Here is a 15,301-nt window from a genome sequence, read left to right as displayed (position 1 = left end):
TTCCGAGTTGTCCTCGCCGTACTCGCCCACAATCTTACCCAGCCCTAAACGGGGTTATACAGAGTGTTCGGCGTGCCATATTTTCAAGTAATTTTGGTGCGGAGCGGACTTACATTTTCAAAGCCGAGGGCCATGAAGTTGGACGTGTAGATGCCAGCTACTTTGAGTTGAGAAGAAGTGATCTAAAACCGCTTGAGGTCAGGCATAAGGAATAAATAGCAAGGACTCAGTTGAGTTTCCCATCTTCCCCAATCCACACCCGCCCGCGCTCCAGCCAATACACCGCTCCGCCTGCCCGGAGTGGGGTGATTCGGTGGGGCCGACTGCTCAGCCACGCGCCGCCGTCATCGGGTAAGTCTTCGGCCAGCAAAGGGTATTCATCTAAGCTTTCGCGCCAGTTCAGGGCAGAAAGATCGGCGTGCAGGGCGGGTGTGAGTCCCGATGCGTTCGGCAAAAGCTTGGATTCTTCCAACACCGGATGCAGCGCACGGTAATACTTGGCCTGATCCCCGGTTGCCAGCACCATCTGAGAATCCATGAAATTCGGCCAGCCTACCCATACCGCCAGATAATCCGGTGGTTGAGCTAGAGCCTCGGCCCAAGCTGCCCGGACATCTAGGAGCGCGGCCAGCATTTGACGACGCAAACGGGCTGGGGGCGTGCGGCGAGACAGGCGGAACCAGGGGTCAAGGGTTAGTTTGGCGTAGTCGAAACCGTAATGTTCGAGGTGATTCAGGTCAGGCGTTCGGTGCGCCTGCCGCCATGCTTCCACCCGCGCCGCCTGACGTTTGCCGCCGCGTACCTTCTTCTTGTTGCTCAGCTTCTTACCAAACGGCTCCACGCTTATTTCACGTCTTCCAGCAGGGCTTCTGGCACGACTTGCACGGTGCTGCCGTCTGCGCCCACCACCCGCACGCGGCTTCCGGCGGGGGCGTCTGGCCCAGTGGCCCGCCAATCGCTGTCGCCCACGCGCACGCGGCCTATACCGTTTTCTATGGCGGTGGTCACGGTGACGGTGCGACCCGTAAAGCGGTGTGCCCCCATGTTCAGGCCTTCGCCTTCCTCGCCGCCCACCGGAATGCGGTTAAGGTAATAACGGCCCACCAGCACGGCCACCACGCTGAGGCCGCCAAAGAGCAGCAGTTGCAGCGGCACAGGCATGGGTAGCACGAACACCAGCAGGCCAAGGCTAAAGGCCGACAGCGCCAGCCACACGAAAAACACGCCGGGGGCTGCGACTTCCAGAATGAGGAGGATAGCCCCCAGCACCCACCAGTGCCAAGGTTGAACCCGCTCTAGCGTGGGCAGCCAGTCCAGCATGGCCCTAGCCTCGGCCCTTGCCCGCGTTGCCACCCACGCCGAACGCTTCTTTGGCAATCTCGGCAATGCCCTGCAAGCTGCCCAGCACGGCGGTGGCTTCGATGGGCAAAATCAGGGTCTTCTGGTTGGGAGCGATGGCAATTTCCTTCAGGGCATCTATGTACCGCTGGGCGATGAAGTAATTGACGGCCTGCACGCTGCCGCCCGCAATGGCGTCGCTGACGACGCGGGTGGCCTCGGCTTCGGCCTGTGCAGAGCGCTCGCGAGCCTCAGCTTCCAAAAAGGCGGCTTGGCGGCGGCCTTCGGCATTCAAAATCTCGGCCTGCTTTTCGCCTTCGGCCTTCAGGATGGCGGCCTGCCGGAACCCCTCCGCGTCCAGAATATTGGCCCGTTTTTCGCGCTCGGCTTTCATCTGACGGGCCATGCTGGCTACCAAATCGGCAGGTGGCTTGATGTCTTTGACCTCAATTCGCGTGACTTTAACACCCCAAGGCTCAGTAGCTTCGTCTACTACCATCAGCAAGCGGGCATTGATCTGATCGCGGTTAGACAGCAGTTCGTCTAAGTCCATGCTGCCCATGACGGTACGAATGTTGGTCATGGTGAGGTTGAGGGTGGCCTGCTCTAAGTTGCGAACCTCGTAACTGGCTTTGGCCGAATCCAACACTTGATAAAAGACCACGCCGTCTACCGTGACCAGCGCGTTGTCTTTGGTAATGATCTCTTGACTAGGAACGTCCATGACCTGTTCCATCATGTTCACGCGGCGGCCTATGCGGTCTATATAGGGAATGATGATATTCAGGCCCGGTTTGAGGGCACGCTGAAACTTGCCGAACCGCTCCTGAGTCCATTCGTAGCCTTGCGGCACGCTTTTAATACCCGACAATAGGGTGACGAACACGAGTAACAGCAGCACCACCACAAAAATTGTAAATCCCATGCTAGAGGTACGCGCCCAGAGGGGCGGAAGTTCCCGGTTAGCTGGGGGCTAGACTAGCGGGGATGACGGTGGACACGGCAGCGAACGCACAGGCAGGAACGCACACACGCCCTCTGATAGAACTGCGCGGCGTGCGGGTGGTGGCGAGCGGGCGCACGCTGCTAGACGGCGTGACGCTGACGCTGAAGCGGGGCGAGGCGTTGCGGCTGGCGGGGCCGAACGGCGGCGGGAAAACGTCGCTGCTGCGGCTGTTGGCGGGTGAATTGGCTCCGGCAGCGGGGGAACGAATGTATCACCTGAATGGGCAGACCCAGCGCCACGCCGTCCATGCCCGCCGCACTCTGAGCGTAGTGGGGCCGGATGCCGAAGCCTTCTACTTGACCCGCGAGTGGGAACAGACCGTGCAGGACGTGCTGCTGGCCGGATTTGAGGGCGATACGCTGCGGCTGTGGGAACCCACGCCGGAAGCGTTGGCAAGATTGGCCGAAGTGGTAGCCCTGACCGAGTTGGAGGCCCTGCTAGAGCGTGATTTCCGGATACTGAGCCACGGGCAGCGGCGGCGGGTGGTGCTGGCCCGCGCCCTGATGCCCCGGCCCGAAGCCCTGCTGCTGGATGAATTCACAGACGGCCTGAGCGAAGGCGCACGCTACACGCTAGGCCGCGTGCTGGAGCGGGTCTATGCGTCGGGCGTGGCCGTTATCCTCGCCACCCACCGCCCCGAAGAAGCCCCCAAGTTGCCTTGGCGCACCGTCCGGGTCGATGGTGGACGGGTTTTGCATGAGGATGCATCCGCAGTTCTGGCCCCCGAAACACCCATCTGCCTGCCCCTTCCCCCCGGCAGCGGTGACCTGATTCGGCTGCGAAACGTAACCGTGTACCGCAATGGACACGCCGCACTGGGGCCGCTGGACTGGACGTGGCAGGCGGGGCAACACTGGCTGGTCACGGGCGAGAACGGCAGCGGCAAAAGCACGCTGGCACGGCTGATTTCGGGGGAGTTGAATGCGGCGTTGGGCGGAACGGTGGAACGCCCGTATTTGCAAGCTCTCGGCAAACGCGACCTACTCAGCACGCGCCGCCGCACCATCGGCCTGATCGGGGCAGAAGTGGGCATCCGCCAGCGCCGAGACTGGACAGGGGCTGACATTCTGGCGAGCGCGTGGGACGGCACCGAGGGCTTTGCACCCACACCGACGCCCGCGCAGGCCGAAGCGGTGCAGCACCTCGCCGCCTGCCTGCACCTGCAAGACCTGTTGCCCCGCACCGCCGACACGCTTTCGCAGGGGCAACTGCGCCGCCTGCTGCTGGCCCGCGCCGTGCTACACGCACCCAAGCTCCTGATTTTGGATGAAGGGCTGGACTTTTTGGATACGGCGCACCGGGAACGGTTTCTGGCCCTGCTGCCCGAATTGGCTGCGGCTGGCACGCACCTGATGGTCATTGCCCACCGGGAAAGTGACGCGCCGGGGGGGATGACGCATCATTTGCATTTGGAAGAGCGTCTAAGGGTCTAGGGTCAAAGGGTCTAAGAACAGAGGCCCACTTCCTGATTCTTGCTTGGGTTGGCAATACTGGGAGGCTTTGGCAGAACAACCCCCCCGTTGCTGACGCAACGCCCCCCCTTAAAGGTGGGGAGAAAAGATTTTGCGCTCCCCTCAAGGGGGGCTGGCTGCGGAGCAGACTGGGGGGTTTGCCCGGAATCGTCAACTCTAGTTGCTTGCCAAACCCAGCAAGTATCAGAGGTTGCCGACTCGCACAGGGATTAACAAGAGTCCCACTTATCACCCCTCTACCCTCTCCGCCAACCCATTCAAATACTCCGCCAACGCCAAGTGATCCGGCAATTGCTGATGCGCGTGCTGGGCCAGCAGGGGCAACGTGCCGACTTGCACGGCGTGTCCAGCCACTTCCAACATCGCCTCGTCGTTGTCGCTGTCGCCAAAGGCAATCGTGTGGTCTAGCGGTACATTCAGCGCCTGCGCGATCAGGGTCAGGGCCGCGCCCTTGTGTGCTCCGTCCGGTGTAACCGTCAGAAAGTGGGGGTAGGGCGGCTGCGCTCCGGTCAGGACGAGATGGGGATGAGACTGGCGCAAACGGCCCGCCAAAGCAGCTACGTCGAGATGATAAAAGCCGACTTTTTGAATGTCCTCGCTGGGCGCTTCGGAGAGTGGTTTGTGCGTGCGGAGCAGCATCCACGGTTCCGGCTCCATATCTTTCGGAATATCCAGATAAATACAGTCGGCGGCAAACAGCACCATGCGGGCGTCGTCGAGTTCGTGCCCCAGCACCGCCTCCAGATCCCCCGGCCCAAAACGCGATTCCTGATGCAGCGTGCCGCCAATTTCGATACGCCCACCGTTGTTGGTGGCAACGGCGTCGGGCTGCACCGCCTCGCGCACGGCGTCGGGCGGCAAGTCGCGGCCTGTGATGATGGCGACTTGCACGCCCAACGCTTTCAGACGGGCCAACGCCTCAGCCGTCGCCGCCGGAATATCCCGCGCTCCATCGGCAATCAGCGTGCCGTCTAGGTCGAAGGCCACCAACAGGGGCAGCGTGGCGGGAGGCTGACGGGAAGAATCATCGGTGGGCGGGCGGCGAGTCACGTTGGCTAGGGTAGCAGGCCAAGTGAACGGGGAAAGTCAGCCTGAAGCGTTGGCCCTAGCTTTATTCAGCCTTCCGCCTTGTCCAGCGCCCCATAAATCAGCACTTCGCCCACAAAAAACGCGCCCACGATCCAGCCGCGCAGGTGTGCAATGCCCAAAGCGTCGGCAAACAGAGAGAGCCAATGCAGCGCAGGCCAGCGCCCACAACACCAGCCAAGGCCGTTTTTATTAGGGCTGGCATTTCTTGCGCACAACTGATTTAGAAGGTGAGGTCACGCGGGGCAGCATACAAGTGAGTTGACCGGGCGTCAAGCAGGCTTACGCTGATGAATCCACTGTGTTTGATCGAACTGCTAAAACTACAGAAACTTCGTTCTAGGCAACAAAAACCCCTCCCGCTCAGGCCCACCCCGCCCTCTCCTATCTCCCTCTTGTCTGACCGCCGAGTGATGCACTTTTTTTCGTCCGCTATCTTGGGGCATCTAGTCGCAGCGAGGGAAACCTCACTAGAGGAGGCGGGAACATGAAGTACGAGCCGGGAGACAGGTTCTTTGACGAGATGTTCACGCCAGATGGGCAGGTTCGCCCGCACTATCAGGGCGTCGAGGAATACATCAGTGATCTGGGGGTAGCCGAGTTCGAGCGGCGTCACCGCCTACTGGATTTGGCGTTTCGCAATCAGGGCATCACTTTTACCGTGTACGGCGATTCGCAGGGCACCGAGCGCACCTTTCCCTTCGATCCCGTGCCGCGCATCATTCCGGCGGGCGAGTGGTCACACGTAGAAGCAGGCCTGACACAGCGGGTGAAGGCGCTGAATGCCTTCCTGCGCGACATTTACGGCGATGCACAGATTTTGGGCGACGGCGTGATTCCCGCCGAACTGGTGTATACGTCGGCCCATTTCCGGCGCGAAGTTCACGGCGTCAAGGTGCCGCAGGGGATTTATACCCACATCGTCGGCACCGACCTGATCCGCAACGAGCAGGGCGAATACTTGGTGCTGGAAGACAACTTGCGCTCGCCCAGTGGCGTGTCGTATCTGCTGGCCAACCGGCAGGCCATGACCCGCATTTATCCCGGCATGTTCGAGGCACAGGGCGTGCGGCCCGTGCAGCACTACGCCACCGCGCTGCTGGAAGTGTTGCAGTCGGTCAGCCCCCGCGACAACGGCACAGTCGTGGTGCTGACTCCCGGCATGTACAACAGCGCCTACTTTGAGCACGCTTACCTTGCCCAGCAAATGGGCGTGGAACTTGTGGAAGGCCGCGACCTGTTTGTGGATGCAGGCCGGGTCTGGATGCGGTCTACGGGCGGGCGCAAGCAAGTAGACGTGATCTACCGCCGTATCGACGACGATTTCCTTGATCCGTTGGCCTTCCGCCGCGACAGTTCGTTGGGTGTGGCCGGACTGGTAGAGGTGTACCGTCAGGGCCGCGTGGCTATTGCCAACGCCATCGGCACCGGCGTAGCCGACGACAAGGCCGTGTACGCCTACGTGCCCGACATGATCCGCTATTACCTGAATGAAGCGCCGCTGCTGAACAACGTTCCGACCTATTTGGGCTGGAATGCCGACCACTTGGAATACATGCTCGCCAACGCCGGAGACTTGGTGTTTAAGGCAGTGGGCGAGGCGGGCGGCTACGGCATGCTCATCGGGCCGTATGCCACCCGCGACGAAATCGACGCCTACCTGATCAAAGTGCGCCTAGAGCCGCGTGAATTCATTGCTCAGCCGGTGGTGGGCCTCAGCCGCCATCCTACCTTTTACCCGGATTCCACCAAGTTTGAAGGCGCACATGTGGACTTGCGCCCTTACGTGCTGTACGGCACCAAAGACGTAACAATCGTGCCCGGCGGCCTGACCCGTGTGGCGCTGCGGCGCGGCAGTCTGGTGGTCAACAGTTCTCAGGGCGGCGGCAGCAAGGACACGTGGGTGCTAGACCACGACGGCCCCGCCACGCCACAGGGCATGAGCCAAATCATGCACGGCGACGGTCAGACGACACAGAATCAGGCCCAAAGCCAGTTTCAGGGCGGCTTCGGAGCGGTTCCGGTGGGCAGCCAGAGCCAGAGTCAATCCCAGAGTCAGGGTCAAACTCAGTCTCAGGGTCAAACACAGGCGCTGGGCCAAAGCCAGAGCCAAGCGCAGCCCAGCTTCAGTCAGGCCCGCGTGCAGGCCAGCGAGGAAGCCCAGATCGAGGCGTATGGGCAAAGCCAGAGTCAGGGCCAAATACAGAGTCAGGCTCAGAAACGGACTTCTGGGGGCACGCTGCCGCCGCCCGCACCCGATTCGCCGGGGCAGCATTCATATCAGCAGGAGCTGGAAAAAGACCAACTGGACGGCGACCAACCGGGCCAGACTAAGGAAGGGGAACGCTGATGCTGTTGCTGTCTCGCCTCGCCGAAAACCTATTTTGGATTGGGCGCTACATAGAACGCGCCGAGAACACGGCCCGGTTGCTGAACGTCAACTATTACGCCACGCTGGAAATGGCAGGCCGCGCCCGCGAATACTGGATGCCGCTGCTGGAACTGACGGGCGGTGACGCCGACTTGCGGGCCAAATATGGCCGCGTGGACGCCCGCTCTATCAGCGCGTGGCTGGCCTTTGACCGCGACAATCCCGCCAGTATTGCCACCAGCGTGGCCCGCGCCCGCGAAAATGCGCGTGGCCTGCGTGACCGCATTCCCTCCGAGATGTGGGAGGCGCTGAACACCTCTTATCTGAGCCTGTGCTTTGAAAATGAATCGGTGCTAGACCGCGACGGCCTGTTCGAATACTGCGCCGCCGCCCGCGATGCCAGCCAGTTTTTCTTCGGCATCGCTTTTGCCACCCTGCCGCGCGACGAAGGCTGGTCGTTTATGCGGGCGGGGCAAATGCTGGAGCGCGGCGACAACACCCTGCGCGTGCTGCAAAGCCGTTACCGGGGCATAGACGCCCGTCCAGTCGAAGACCCCGGTCAGCGGGCCATGCAGGATCAGCGCTGGGTCAGCGTGCTGAAGGGAGCCAGCGCCTACGAGGCGTACCGCAAGCGCGTTCACAGCGGCATAGACCCCCAGACCATCGGGGATTTCTTGCTGCTGGACGAGTTCTTTCCGCGCAGCGTGCGTTACAGCGCCGAGAACTTGGAAGCGGCCCTGATGCAGATCGAGCGCCACCATCCCGGCGCACATCCCGAAATTCCGCGCCTGTCGCGTTGGTTGGTAGCGAGGCTGCAATACGCCCGCGTGGCCGACATTCTGGATGAAGACAATCCTTCCCTGGAAGAGTTGCTGGGCGACTTCAACCGGGTAGGCGCGTCTATCACTGCGGCGTACTTTCAACAAGAATGAGCGGGCAGCAGGAATGAACGGAACCGCGACGGTCTGGCAACGCCTCCCCCAAATTGCTGCCCCCAGCGAACCCACCCATCCGGTTTGCCCCGCGCCCAGACGGGTTCTAGCACCCCTGCCTGCGCTGCGCCGGAAGGAGTCGTCTGCTCTACGTGACATTGCGCGGCGGCGGCGCGTGTCAGACTGCCGCCGGAACGTCCCCCCGCGCCGCTGCCCACCCGCACGGCTCGGCAGTGGGTACGGAATCAGGATGAGGCCCGAACCATGCGTTGCGAGATAAGGCATACCACCGAATACCACTACCCCGAACCCGCTTGGGATTCGTTTAATCAGGTGCGCCTGCACCCGGCCCGCGAGGTACGCCAGAGCGTGCGCTCCTTTCACCTTCAAGTGGAACCCGAAGCCGAAATCACGTCCCACAAGGACTATTTCGGGGCCATCGTGCACCACGTCCATGTGCACGAACCGCACCGCTACCTGAAAATAGAGGCGCAGGCCATCGTGGACACCCACGCCGTGACCATGCCCGCGCCCTCGCCGTTTAGCGTGCTGCGTGAGGCGCGGGCCAGAAATACCGAGTTCTTAGTCGCCAGCCCCCGTGTCCCCAGCGGAGACTGGCCGGAAATCTTCGGCGTGGCCCGCCCCAGCCCCGCCGACGATCTGCCCACCTTCCTGATGGACTTGACGACTCGCCTAAACCGTCAGTTTTCCTACGACACCAAAGCCACCGCCGTGAATACCCCGCTGGCCGAATTTGCCCAGCATGGGCGCGGCGTGTGCCAAGACTTCACGCACGCTATGTTGGGCATTACGCGGCAGTTGGGCATTCCGTCGCGCTATGTCAGCGGCTACCTGTACAGCGGCGGCGACATGTTGGGCGCAGAAGCCACCCACGCTTGGGCCGAGTGCCTGATTCCCGAATACGGCTGGCTGGGCTACGATCCCACCAACAACTGTTTGGCGGGCGAAAAGCACATCAAGATCGGTCACGGACGCGAATACGGCGACGTTTCGCCAGTGCGCGGCACGTACTTTGGCGGCGGGCGCGGCAAACTGGATGTAGAAGTGAGGGTGTACGGCGAGCAGTGACCAAATCAAATCTAAGAGATCAGACGACTTGCCGTGTTTAAGGGCAGTCGTCTTCTTAGCTTAATCTTTTTGACGATATCCCTAAGCTCCTGTGGCGTACCCCAAAACTTCACCCTCCTAAAAGCTTCTTCTATCAGCTTGGGCCGATTCTCACTCATAGGCAGGAATACTTTTGATGGCGGTATGTCAGAAATTAGAATTAGCGAGCAACTGTTAATTATCAAGTGTCAGAATAGTAGAAAAATTCTCCTAAGCAAAGACATAGTTGTTTACGGAGATTACCTCGACTGGCAGCGAATCAAAGATAATCCCACCAAATACATCACCGTCTACCCCCACTCTATCCGGGCCAAGCTCGCCTATCTGACCGTAGACATTGATACGAGCAAGCTACCAAAATGTCATTGGTGGACTCTGTTCTAAAACCATCCAACCCCAAAGGGAGCGCCGCACCTAGCCCGCTCCCTTTATCTTGCCTTTAATCTGAGCCTACCTCCAGCAACTTTTCTGCCCCATCACCCGTACCTACTGACATGAAAACTTCCCGTTCCAGCAGCCTGAAGAAACTCGCCGTGTTCGCGCCTATCGTGCTGGAAATTATCAGCATGGTTCGGCGGGGCAAAACTGGGCAGCGCAGCAAATACAGCAAGGCCCGCAAGCGTGACCGCACCCTTGATTTTGTGCTGACGCAGGCCAAAAAGCGCTTTGGCGCAACGCCCACGCGCCGCCGCTGACTTCAGTACCCCCTCAGACGGAGAGACTCCACAGCTGAGTTTCTCCGGCTTTAGGCTGTGCCAGTGGGCCAAACCGCCCCAGCGTGGGCCTAAGCCATCTGGCTTCCCAACTAGATCGCGGCGGCTTGCCTGTTGACAGTTGGGGAAGTCGCGGCTAAAGTAAACAAGCCCTGAAACGCGCCCTGCGCGGGCGCAACCAAGATGATGCCGAGGTGGCGGAATTGGTAGACGCACTAGTTTCAGGGACTAGCGCTTCACGGCGTGTGGGTTCAAGTCCCATCCTCGGCACCACAGATCTGGCCCCCAGCAGCGATGCGGGGGCTGTTTTGCTGTGTGGAGCGCATGAAACAGCTAGTGAAGTCTCCTAAATTGAAGTTCACTCATAGGGCAATCGCTGCGCTCACTCACCCCCTCCCCGGCCCACTGCTCCGCAGCTCTGCGAGTCCCCCCTCAAGGGTGAGGGAGCAAAACCCCATTCTCAGCGCCGCTTTCTGGCAATGGCCCGCAGATACACCTGTTCCAACGCCTCTGCCCGCGCCCGCAAATCGTATTGCTGGGCGCTGTGGCGTGCGCCCGCCTGAAGCTGGGGCAAGTGGGCCGGGTACAGCACTTCCAGCAGTCCGGCGGCCAAAGCGTCGGCATTCGGCTCGCGCACGGTGCCGTTGATGCCCTCCTGAATCAGGTCCAGGGCGGCGGGGCTGCGGGCGGCCACCAGCGGCGTGCCAGCAGCCAAGGCCTCAATCATGCTCATGGGCAGCACTTCGGAGGTACTGGCGGTAATGAACGCGTCGGCGGCAGCCAAAGCCTGCGGCACCTGCGCGTAGGGCACTGGCCCGGTAAAGGTCACGGCGTCGGAGGCCAACGCCTGCGCTTCCTCGCGGCTGGAACCGTCGCCCACCACCAGCAGGCGCAGATCGGGGCGGCTGGCGCGGGCTTGCTCGAAGGCGTGCAGCATCACGGCCAGATTTTTTTCGGGGGCGAGGCGGCCCAAATACATCGCCAGCGGCGCGTCAGGCGGAATGTGGTACTTGGCGCGGAAGGTCAGCCCCTCTGCCTGCTGAAAGGCGGCGAGGTCGACTGGGTTGGGGAACAGTTGTACTTCTCCCCCAAAACCGTAGTCGCGCAGCATGTCCTGCATGGCGCGGCCCGGAGCCAGCACCGCGTCTACACGGCGGGCAAAGGCGGCCACATGCGGGCGCAAAATGGCGCGGCCTACCCGCTTGGGCATAGGCGTGTAGTGCAGGTATTCCTCGTATTGCGTATGGGCCGTAAACACCACCGGAGCGCCCGACAACCGCGCCCAATTCAGGGCCAGCCGTCCGGCTAAAAAGGGATGCATGGTGTGCAGCACATCCAGATCGCGCAGCGGCAGGCGGGAAGTCAGCAGCGGCCCCGGAGCCAGCATCACCGGATAATCGGCGGGAGCGCCCATGGCCCGCGCCCCGGCAAACGAGGAATTCAGGCGGTATACCCCCGGCTCGTGCGGCGGCATCAGCGGGTGGCGCGGTGCGAAGACGCTGACGCTGTGGCCGCGTTCGCGCAGACCCTGTGCAAACAGCGCCGTACTCGTGGCAACCCCGTTGCGTGAAGGTTGGTAGGTGGCAGTCACAATCCCGATTCGCACGTCAGGGGGCAGTGTAACCCGGTTTAGGCCGGTCAGGAAGGAAGGACAAAGGAAGCCGCTATGCTGGCCCGCATGACGACGCCCGTTTCTGGCCCTGCGCCCAAGCCTTTGCCCCTGATTATTCCGTGCGTGGACATCCAATCGGGCCGCGCCGTGCGGCTGTACGAGGGCGATCCTGACAAGGAAACCGTATATTTCGAGTCTCCGTTGGAGGCGGCCCGGCACTGGGCGGCGTTGGGGGCCGGGTTGGTGCATCTAGTGGATTTGGACGCTGCCACAGGCCGGGGCGAAAACCGCGCCGTTATTGCCCGGATTACCGCAGAATTGGGCGTGCCGGTAGAAGTCGGCGGCGGCATTCGTGACCGCGCCACCGCCGAAGCCCTTCTGAAAGCAGGTGTAGACCGCGTGGTGATTGGTACGGCAGCCGTTAAGAACCCTGATCTGGTGGCCGAACTGATTGCCGCACACGGCCCCGAACGCGTGGTGGTCAGCCTGGACGCACGCGGGCTGGAAGTGGCGACGCACGGCTGGGCGCAGGGCAGCGGCCTGATGGTGGCCGACTTGACGCCCCAGTTGGCCGACGCGGGCCTAGAAACCCTGATCTTTACCGACGTGACCCGTGACGGCACTCTGCGCGGCCTAGACCGGGAGCTGATGCAGCAAGTACGCCAGTTGTGGGTGAATACCCTGATCGTGGGCGGCGGCGTGGCGAACTTGGACGATGTGCGTCTGCTGGCGGAGGAAGGCATTCACGGGGCGATTGTGGGCCGCGCCATTTATGAAGGCACGCTGCCTTATCCGGTTCCGGCGCTGGACTGATGGGGAGGTGGCGATGTTGGGAGGGCGTCTAAGGGTCTAAGGAAGGGCAATCGCTGGCGCTCATTCACCCCCCTCCCAACCTCCCCCGCAAGGGGGGAGGAGCTAACAGCCCCAGTTTCTTGCCTTGCCTTCAGCCCTCGCCCCCTGTGGGAGAGGGGCGCTGTGCAGCAGCGGGGTGAGGGGGAATGAGCGAAGCGATTGCCCTCCCTTAGACCCAGCCCCACTCCAACTCAAGCCCCCGCAGACCCACCCCCTAATTCCGGGGCGGCACCACCGTCACCGGGCCTTTCCACAGGTCTTGGGTGTCTGGAACGGCAGTCCAGTCATTCATCGCGGCGGGTGGGCGGGGCAGCGGCGCGTCTAGAATGGTAGCAACGTTGGCGGCCAAGCCCCTTGACCAAGCCATCATCGCCGTGAGCAGGCCGTACACCAAGCCGCTAAAGACCAGCAGGCCCGCCAAGACCGAGAAAAACATCTGCAAGTTGGCGGGCGTCAGACCTACGCTGGCGAGGTCTGAGAACTCGGGCTCGCTGGCGGCCAGTGTGGAAAACAGAGCGGGCAGCACCAGCATCGGCACCGCGCTGATAACGAGGCTGACCGTGCTGACGATGAGGACGATCAGCACGAACAGCAGCCAGCCTTCCACGGGGCGGGAAACCGGAGTGACAGGGGCCGTGCCGCCCTGAGCGCGGGCCAGCACTGCATCCAGCCAGCGGCGTACAGCGGCCAAAATGAGCCATGTCAGAATAATTCCGGGCAAGCTCTGGATCACGATGGACACGAGGGCGAAAGCAATGGAGAAGGCGTCTATCCCCACCGCTCCTTGCACCTCAGGGTCTATGCGCCCTATGACCGCGAAGGTAATTGGCAGCCACGCCAGCGAGAATACTGTCCAGATGATGGGCGTCCACTGCCCCAACGTGATCCAAGGGCGCACGGTGCGGGCCGCGCCAATCAGAGCTTCGGCGTGGTCGGCACTGGGGTTCAGCGTTTGGTCGCGCACGGCTCCTATTGCGGCGCGGGCACGCAAGGAGGCCCACATCTGAATGGCCGTGCCCATCACACTCAGGGCCAGCAGCGTAGGCAGCGCCCAACCGGGAATCAGGTCGGCCACGGTCTGTCCGGCGGGCAAGTTGAACTGGGCCTGAAGATCGGGCAAGGCCACAAACCGCTGAAAAGCCTGCCAGCCTAGGTTCACCAGCAGCACCAGCGCCAGTACGCCCAACCCAGACAAGACGGCCAAGAGGCCCAGCGCGGTCATCAGGCGGGAGGCGCGGCGCTCTAGGCCGGTGCGGGCGTCTTGCAGCAGTTGGGCCGGAAGGGGCGCATCTGGAAATCCTTGGGGCACGGGGGCGGGAGCAGTCATGACTGCATGGTGACATGCCTGCTGTTCTGTTGGCTGCACGCCTTTACGCGGCCCGGCGCGGCCTCCTGTCAGGGTCGGGTCAGAGGCGGAGTGCTTTTCTGCCCGTATGAGGGTTGCGGTAATGTGGTTTTACGGCGTGGGGTTCTACGGCGCTGCGTTTTATGGCACTGCGTTTTATGGCACTGGGCAGGCAGGCAGCGGGGCAGTGGACTGCACGCACGATGACTTCAAACGGGTTGTTCATGCGTGAGAGGTCAGACCAGCTTGCCCCCGGCCCGGAAGCGGTCACCGCCCCCAAAGGCAGCAGCGTATTCCGGCTAGGCCATGATCGCCGCGCCACCTATTGCCTGACGCTCCCCTTAGCGGCAGTGGCGGCGTTGGCTTCGTTGGTGCTGCGCTTAGGCAACAGCAATGCCTTTGACCTGATTGCCCTTCCTACACTGGTGGTACTGATTTTGGGGCTGTGGGTGCTGGCCTGCACGCGCCGCGCCTCGGTGGGATTCATAGACGGCGTGCTGCTGGTGGGTGCATGGGCCTTTTTGCTGGGACGCATCGGCTTCACGCTGTTTGCACCCGCTGTGGCCGACCGCGCCGAACTGGTGGCCGCCACCGCGCCTTGGCTCCCCATTTTGCTGATGGCGCACTCGTGGGGACTGGGGGAACAGCGTGCGCTACGCCTGAGCCTCGCGGCGCTGGCCGCCACCAGCCTCTTGGTTCTCATGTACGCCCTTGCCGGACAAAGCCCCGCCAATCAGGCGAGCAGCGGCCTGCTGAATACGTTGGTGCAAATGCTGTTGGCAGGCGCAGTGACCGTGCTGGGCCAGCGGGCGGTGCTGCGCCACATGCGCGACCAAGCCAGCGGCAGCCGCACTTGGCTCGCCACTCGTGGGGCCGACCAAGACCCCCTGACCGGGCTGCCCAACCGGGTGGCGCTGGAAAAACTGCTGATCGGCCTGACCGCCCGCCGTCCATCCGGGCTGGCGGTGGCTGTGCTGAGCCTCGATCATTTGGATCGCGTGCAGCAGGAGCGAGGCGAGGCTTTTACCGAACGCCTGACCGCCCATGTGGCCCGCACCCTCAGCGCTACGGTGCGCGATCAGGATGTGGTGGGCCGCCTGAGCCAAACTGAATTTGCCCTGCTGCTGCGCGTTCCCGATGACCGGGCCGCGCGGGCCGCCTGCGAACGCCTGCGCGTGCGGGTGGCCTCGCTTCCGCTAGATGGCGTGATGCCGACCATCAGCGTTGGGGTAACGGTTTGGGCACAGCACGCGGGCGGTCAAGACATGCTGGAAGACGCCTCACGCGCCCTGCGCCAAGCTCAAGATGATGGGCGCAACCGTGTTCAGTTGGCCGGACAACTGCGGAGCGTGCCCGCCGATTTGGATGATGTGGAGGAAGCGGCGGCGGTGTGAGGGGGAGGTTGAGTTTATGGGTGAACCCCCCAGTCTGCTCCGCAGCCAGCCC

General features: G+C 62.3%; 14 protein-coding genes and 1 tRNA gene. 8 read left to right on the top strand and 7 right to left on the bottom strand.

The features are described 5' to 3' along the window. Nucleotides 1–226 precede the first annotated feature (226 nt). Genes E7T06_RS10525 through E7T06_RS10515 form a run of 3 tightly spaced genes read right to left on the bottom strand, consistent with a single transcriptional unit; the run spans nt 227 to nt 2,263 of the window. On the bottom strand, nt 227–841 hold the full coding sequence (locus E7T06_RS10525; protein ID WP_136365747.1) for a hypothetical protein: 615 nt from the start codon (nt 839–841) through the stop codon (nt 227–229). Between the two features lie 2 nt (nt 842–843). Further along, complete coding sequence (locus E7T06_RS10520) at nt 844–1,320, bottom strand: NfeD family protein (protein WP_136365746.1); 477 nt, start codon at nt 1,318–1,320, stop codon at nt 844–846. A gap of 4 nt (nt 1,321–1,324) precedes the next feature. Beyond that, nucleotides 1,325–2,263 carry an SPFH domain-containing protein gene (locus E7T06_RS10515; protein ID WP_136365745.1) on the bottom strand — a complete coding sequence of 313 codons (939 nt, stop codon included), beginning with the start codon at nt 2,261–2,263 and terminating at the stop codon, nt 1,325–1,327. Between the two features lie 62 nt (nt 2,264–2,325). On the opposite strand from E7T06_RS10515, the gene E7T06_RS10510 reads away from it, so the two are divergent. Then, a complete protein-coding gene (locus E7T06_RS10510) occupies nt 2,326–3,777 on the top strand; it encodes an ATP-binding cassette domain-containing protein (protein ID WP_136365744.1) in 1,452 nt (483 codons plus the stop codon). A gap of 267 nt (nt 3,778–4,044) precedes the next feature. Here E7T06_RS10510 and E7T06_RS10505 read toward each other — a convergent pair whose 3' ends face one another. Both E7T06_RS10505 and E7T06_RS10500 read right to left on the bottom strand, forming a co-directional pair. Next, nucleotides 4,045–4,866 carry an HAD family hydrolase gene (locus tag E7T06_RS10505; protein WP_240740964.1) on the bottom strand — a complete coding sequence of 274 codons (822 nt, stop codon included), beginning with the start codon at nt 4,864–4,866 and terminating at the stop codon, nt 4,045–4,047. 65 nt (nt 4,867–4,931) lie between these two features. After that, nucleotides 4,932–5,120 (bottom strand): hypothetical protein, encoded by a 189-nt coding sequence (locus E7T06_RS10500; protein ID WP_136365743.1) that lies wholly within the window; start codon nt 5,118–5,120, stop codon nt 4,932–4,934. A 269-nt stretch (nt 5,121–5,389) separates the two neighbouring features. Between E7T06_RS10500 and E7T06_RS10495 the strand changes: the two genes are divergently transcribed. From E7T06_RS10495 to E7T06_RS10475, 5 genes are all read left to right on the top strand, one after another. Beyond that, nucleotides 5,390–7,252 (top strand): circularly permuted type 2 ATP-grasp protein, encoded by a 1,863-nt coding sequence (locus E7T06_RS10495; RefSeq protein WP_136365742.1) that lies wholly within the window; start codon nt 5,390–5,392, stop codon nt 7,250–7,252. Continuing rightward, nucleotides 7,252–8,205: an alpha-E domain-containing protein gene (locus tag E7T06_RS10490; protein WP_168733474.1), complete on the top strand. Its 954-nt coding sequence runs from the start codon at nt 7,252–7,254 to the stop codon at nt 8,203–8,205. Before E7T06_RS10495 ends, E7T06_RS10490 begins: the two co-directional genes overlap by 1 nt. 264 nt (nt 8,206–8,469) lie before the next feature. Next, nucleotides 8,470–9,294, top strand: a complete 825-nt coding sequence (locus E7T06_RS10485; RefSeq protein ID WP_136365741.1) for a transglutaminase family protein — start codon at nt 8,470–8,472, stop codon at nt 9,292–9,294. A gap of 533 nt (nt 9,295–9,827) precedes the next feature. Beyond that, nucleotides 9,828–10,028 (top strand): hypothetical protein, encoded by a 201-nt coding sequence (locus E7T06_RS10480; RefSeq protein WP_136365740.1) that lies wholly within the window; start codon nt 9,828–9,830, stop codon nt 10,026–10,028. Between the two features lie 206 nt (nt 10,029–10,234). Further along, a tRNA-Leu gene (locus tag E7T06_RS10475) sits at nt 10,235–10,319 on the top strand. Between the two features lie 187 nt (nt 10,320–10,506). Here the strand turns inward: E7T06_RS10475 and E7T06_RS10470 are convergent. Continuing rightward, complete coding sequence (locus tag E7T06_RS10470) at nt 10,507–11,652, bottom strand: glycosyltransferase family 4 protein (RefSeq protein ID WP_136365739.1); 1,146 nt, start codon at nt 11,650–11,652, stop codon at nt 10,507–10,509. Nucleotides 11,653–11,724: 72 nt separating this feature from the next. Here E7T06_RS10470 and hisA point away from each other — a divergent pair, with 72 nt between their 5' ends. Continuing rightward, nucleotides 11,725–12,471, top strand: a complete 747-nt coding sequence (gene hisA / locus E7T06_RS10465) for a 1-(5-phosphoribosyl)-5-[(5-phosphoribosylamino)methylideneamino]imidazole-4-carboxamide isomerase (protein ID WP_136365738.1) — start codon at nt 11,725–11,727, stop codon at nt 12,469–12,471. A 253-nt stretch (nt 12,472–12,724) separates the two neighbouring features. Here hisA and E7T06_RS10460 read toward each other — a convergent pair whose 3' ends face one another. Next, nucleotides 12,725–13,837: a hypothetical protein gene (locus E7T06_RS10460; RefSeq protein ID WP_136365737.1), complete on the bottom strand. Its 1,113-nt coding sequence runs from the start codon at nt 13,835–13,837 to the stop codon at nt 12,725–12,727. A gap of 161 nt (nt 13,838–13,998) precedes the next feature. Between E7T06_RS10460 and E7T06_RS10455 the strand changes: the two genes are divergently transcribed. After that, nucleotides 13,999–15,249, top strand: a complete 1,251-nt coding sequence (locus E7T06_RS10455) for a GGDEF domain-containing protein (protein ID WP_136365736.1) — start codon at nt 13,999–14,001, stop codon at nt 15,247–15,249. The last annotated feature ends 52 nt before the right edge of the window (nt 15,250–15,301 follow it).

The organism is Deinococcus sp. Arct2-2 (assembly GCF_004801315.1).
Taxonomy (GTDB): Bacteria; Deinococcota; Deinococci; order Deinococcales; family Deinococcaceae; genus Deinococcus.
The sequence above is the reverse complement of the archived record's forward strand: the minus strand, read 5'-3'. Positions and strand labels throughout refer to the sequence as shown.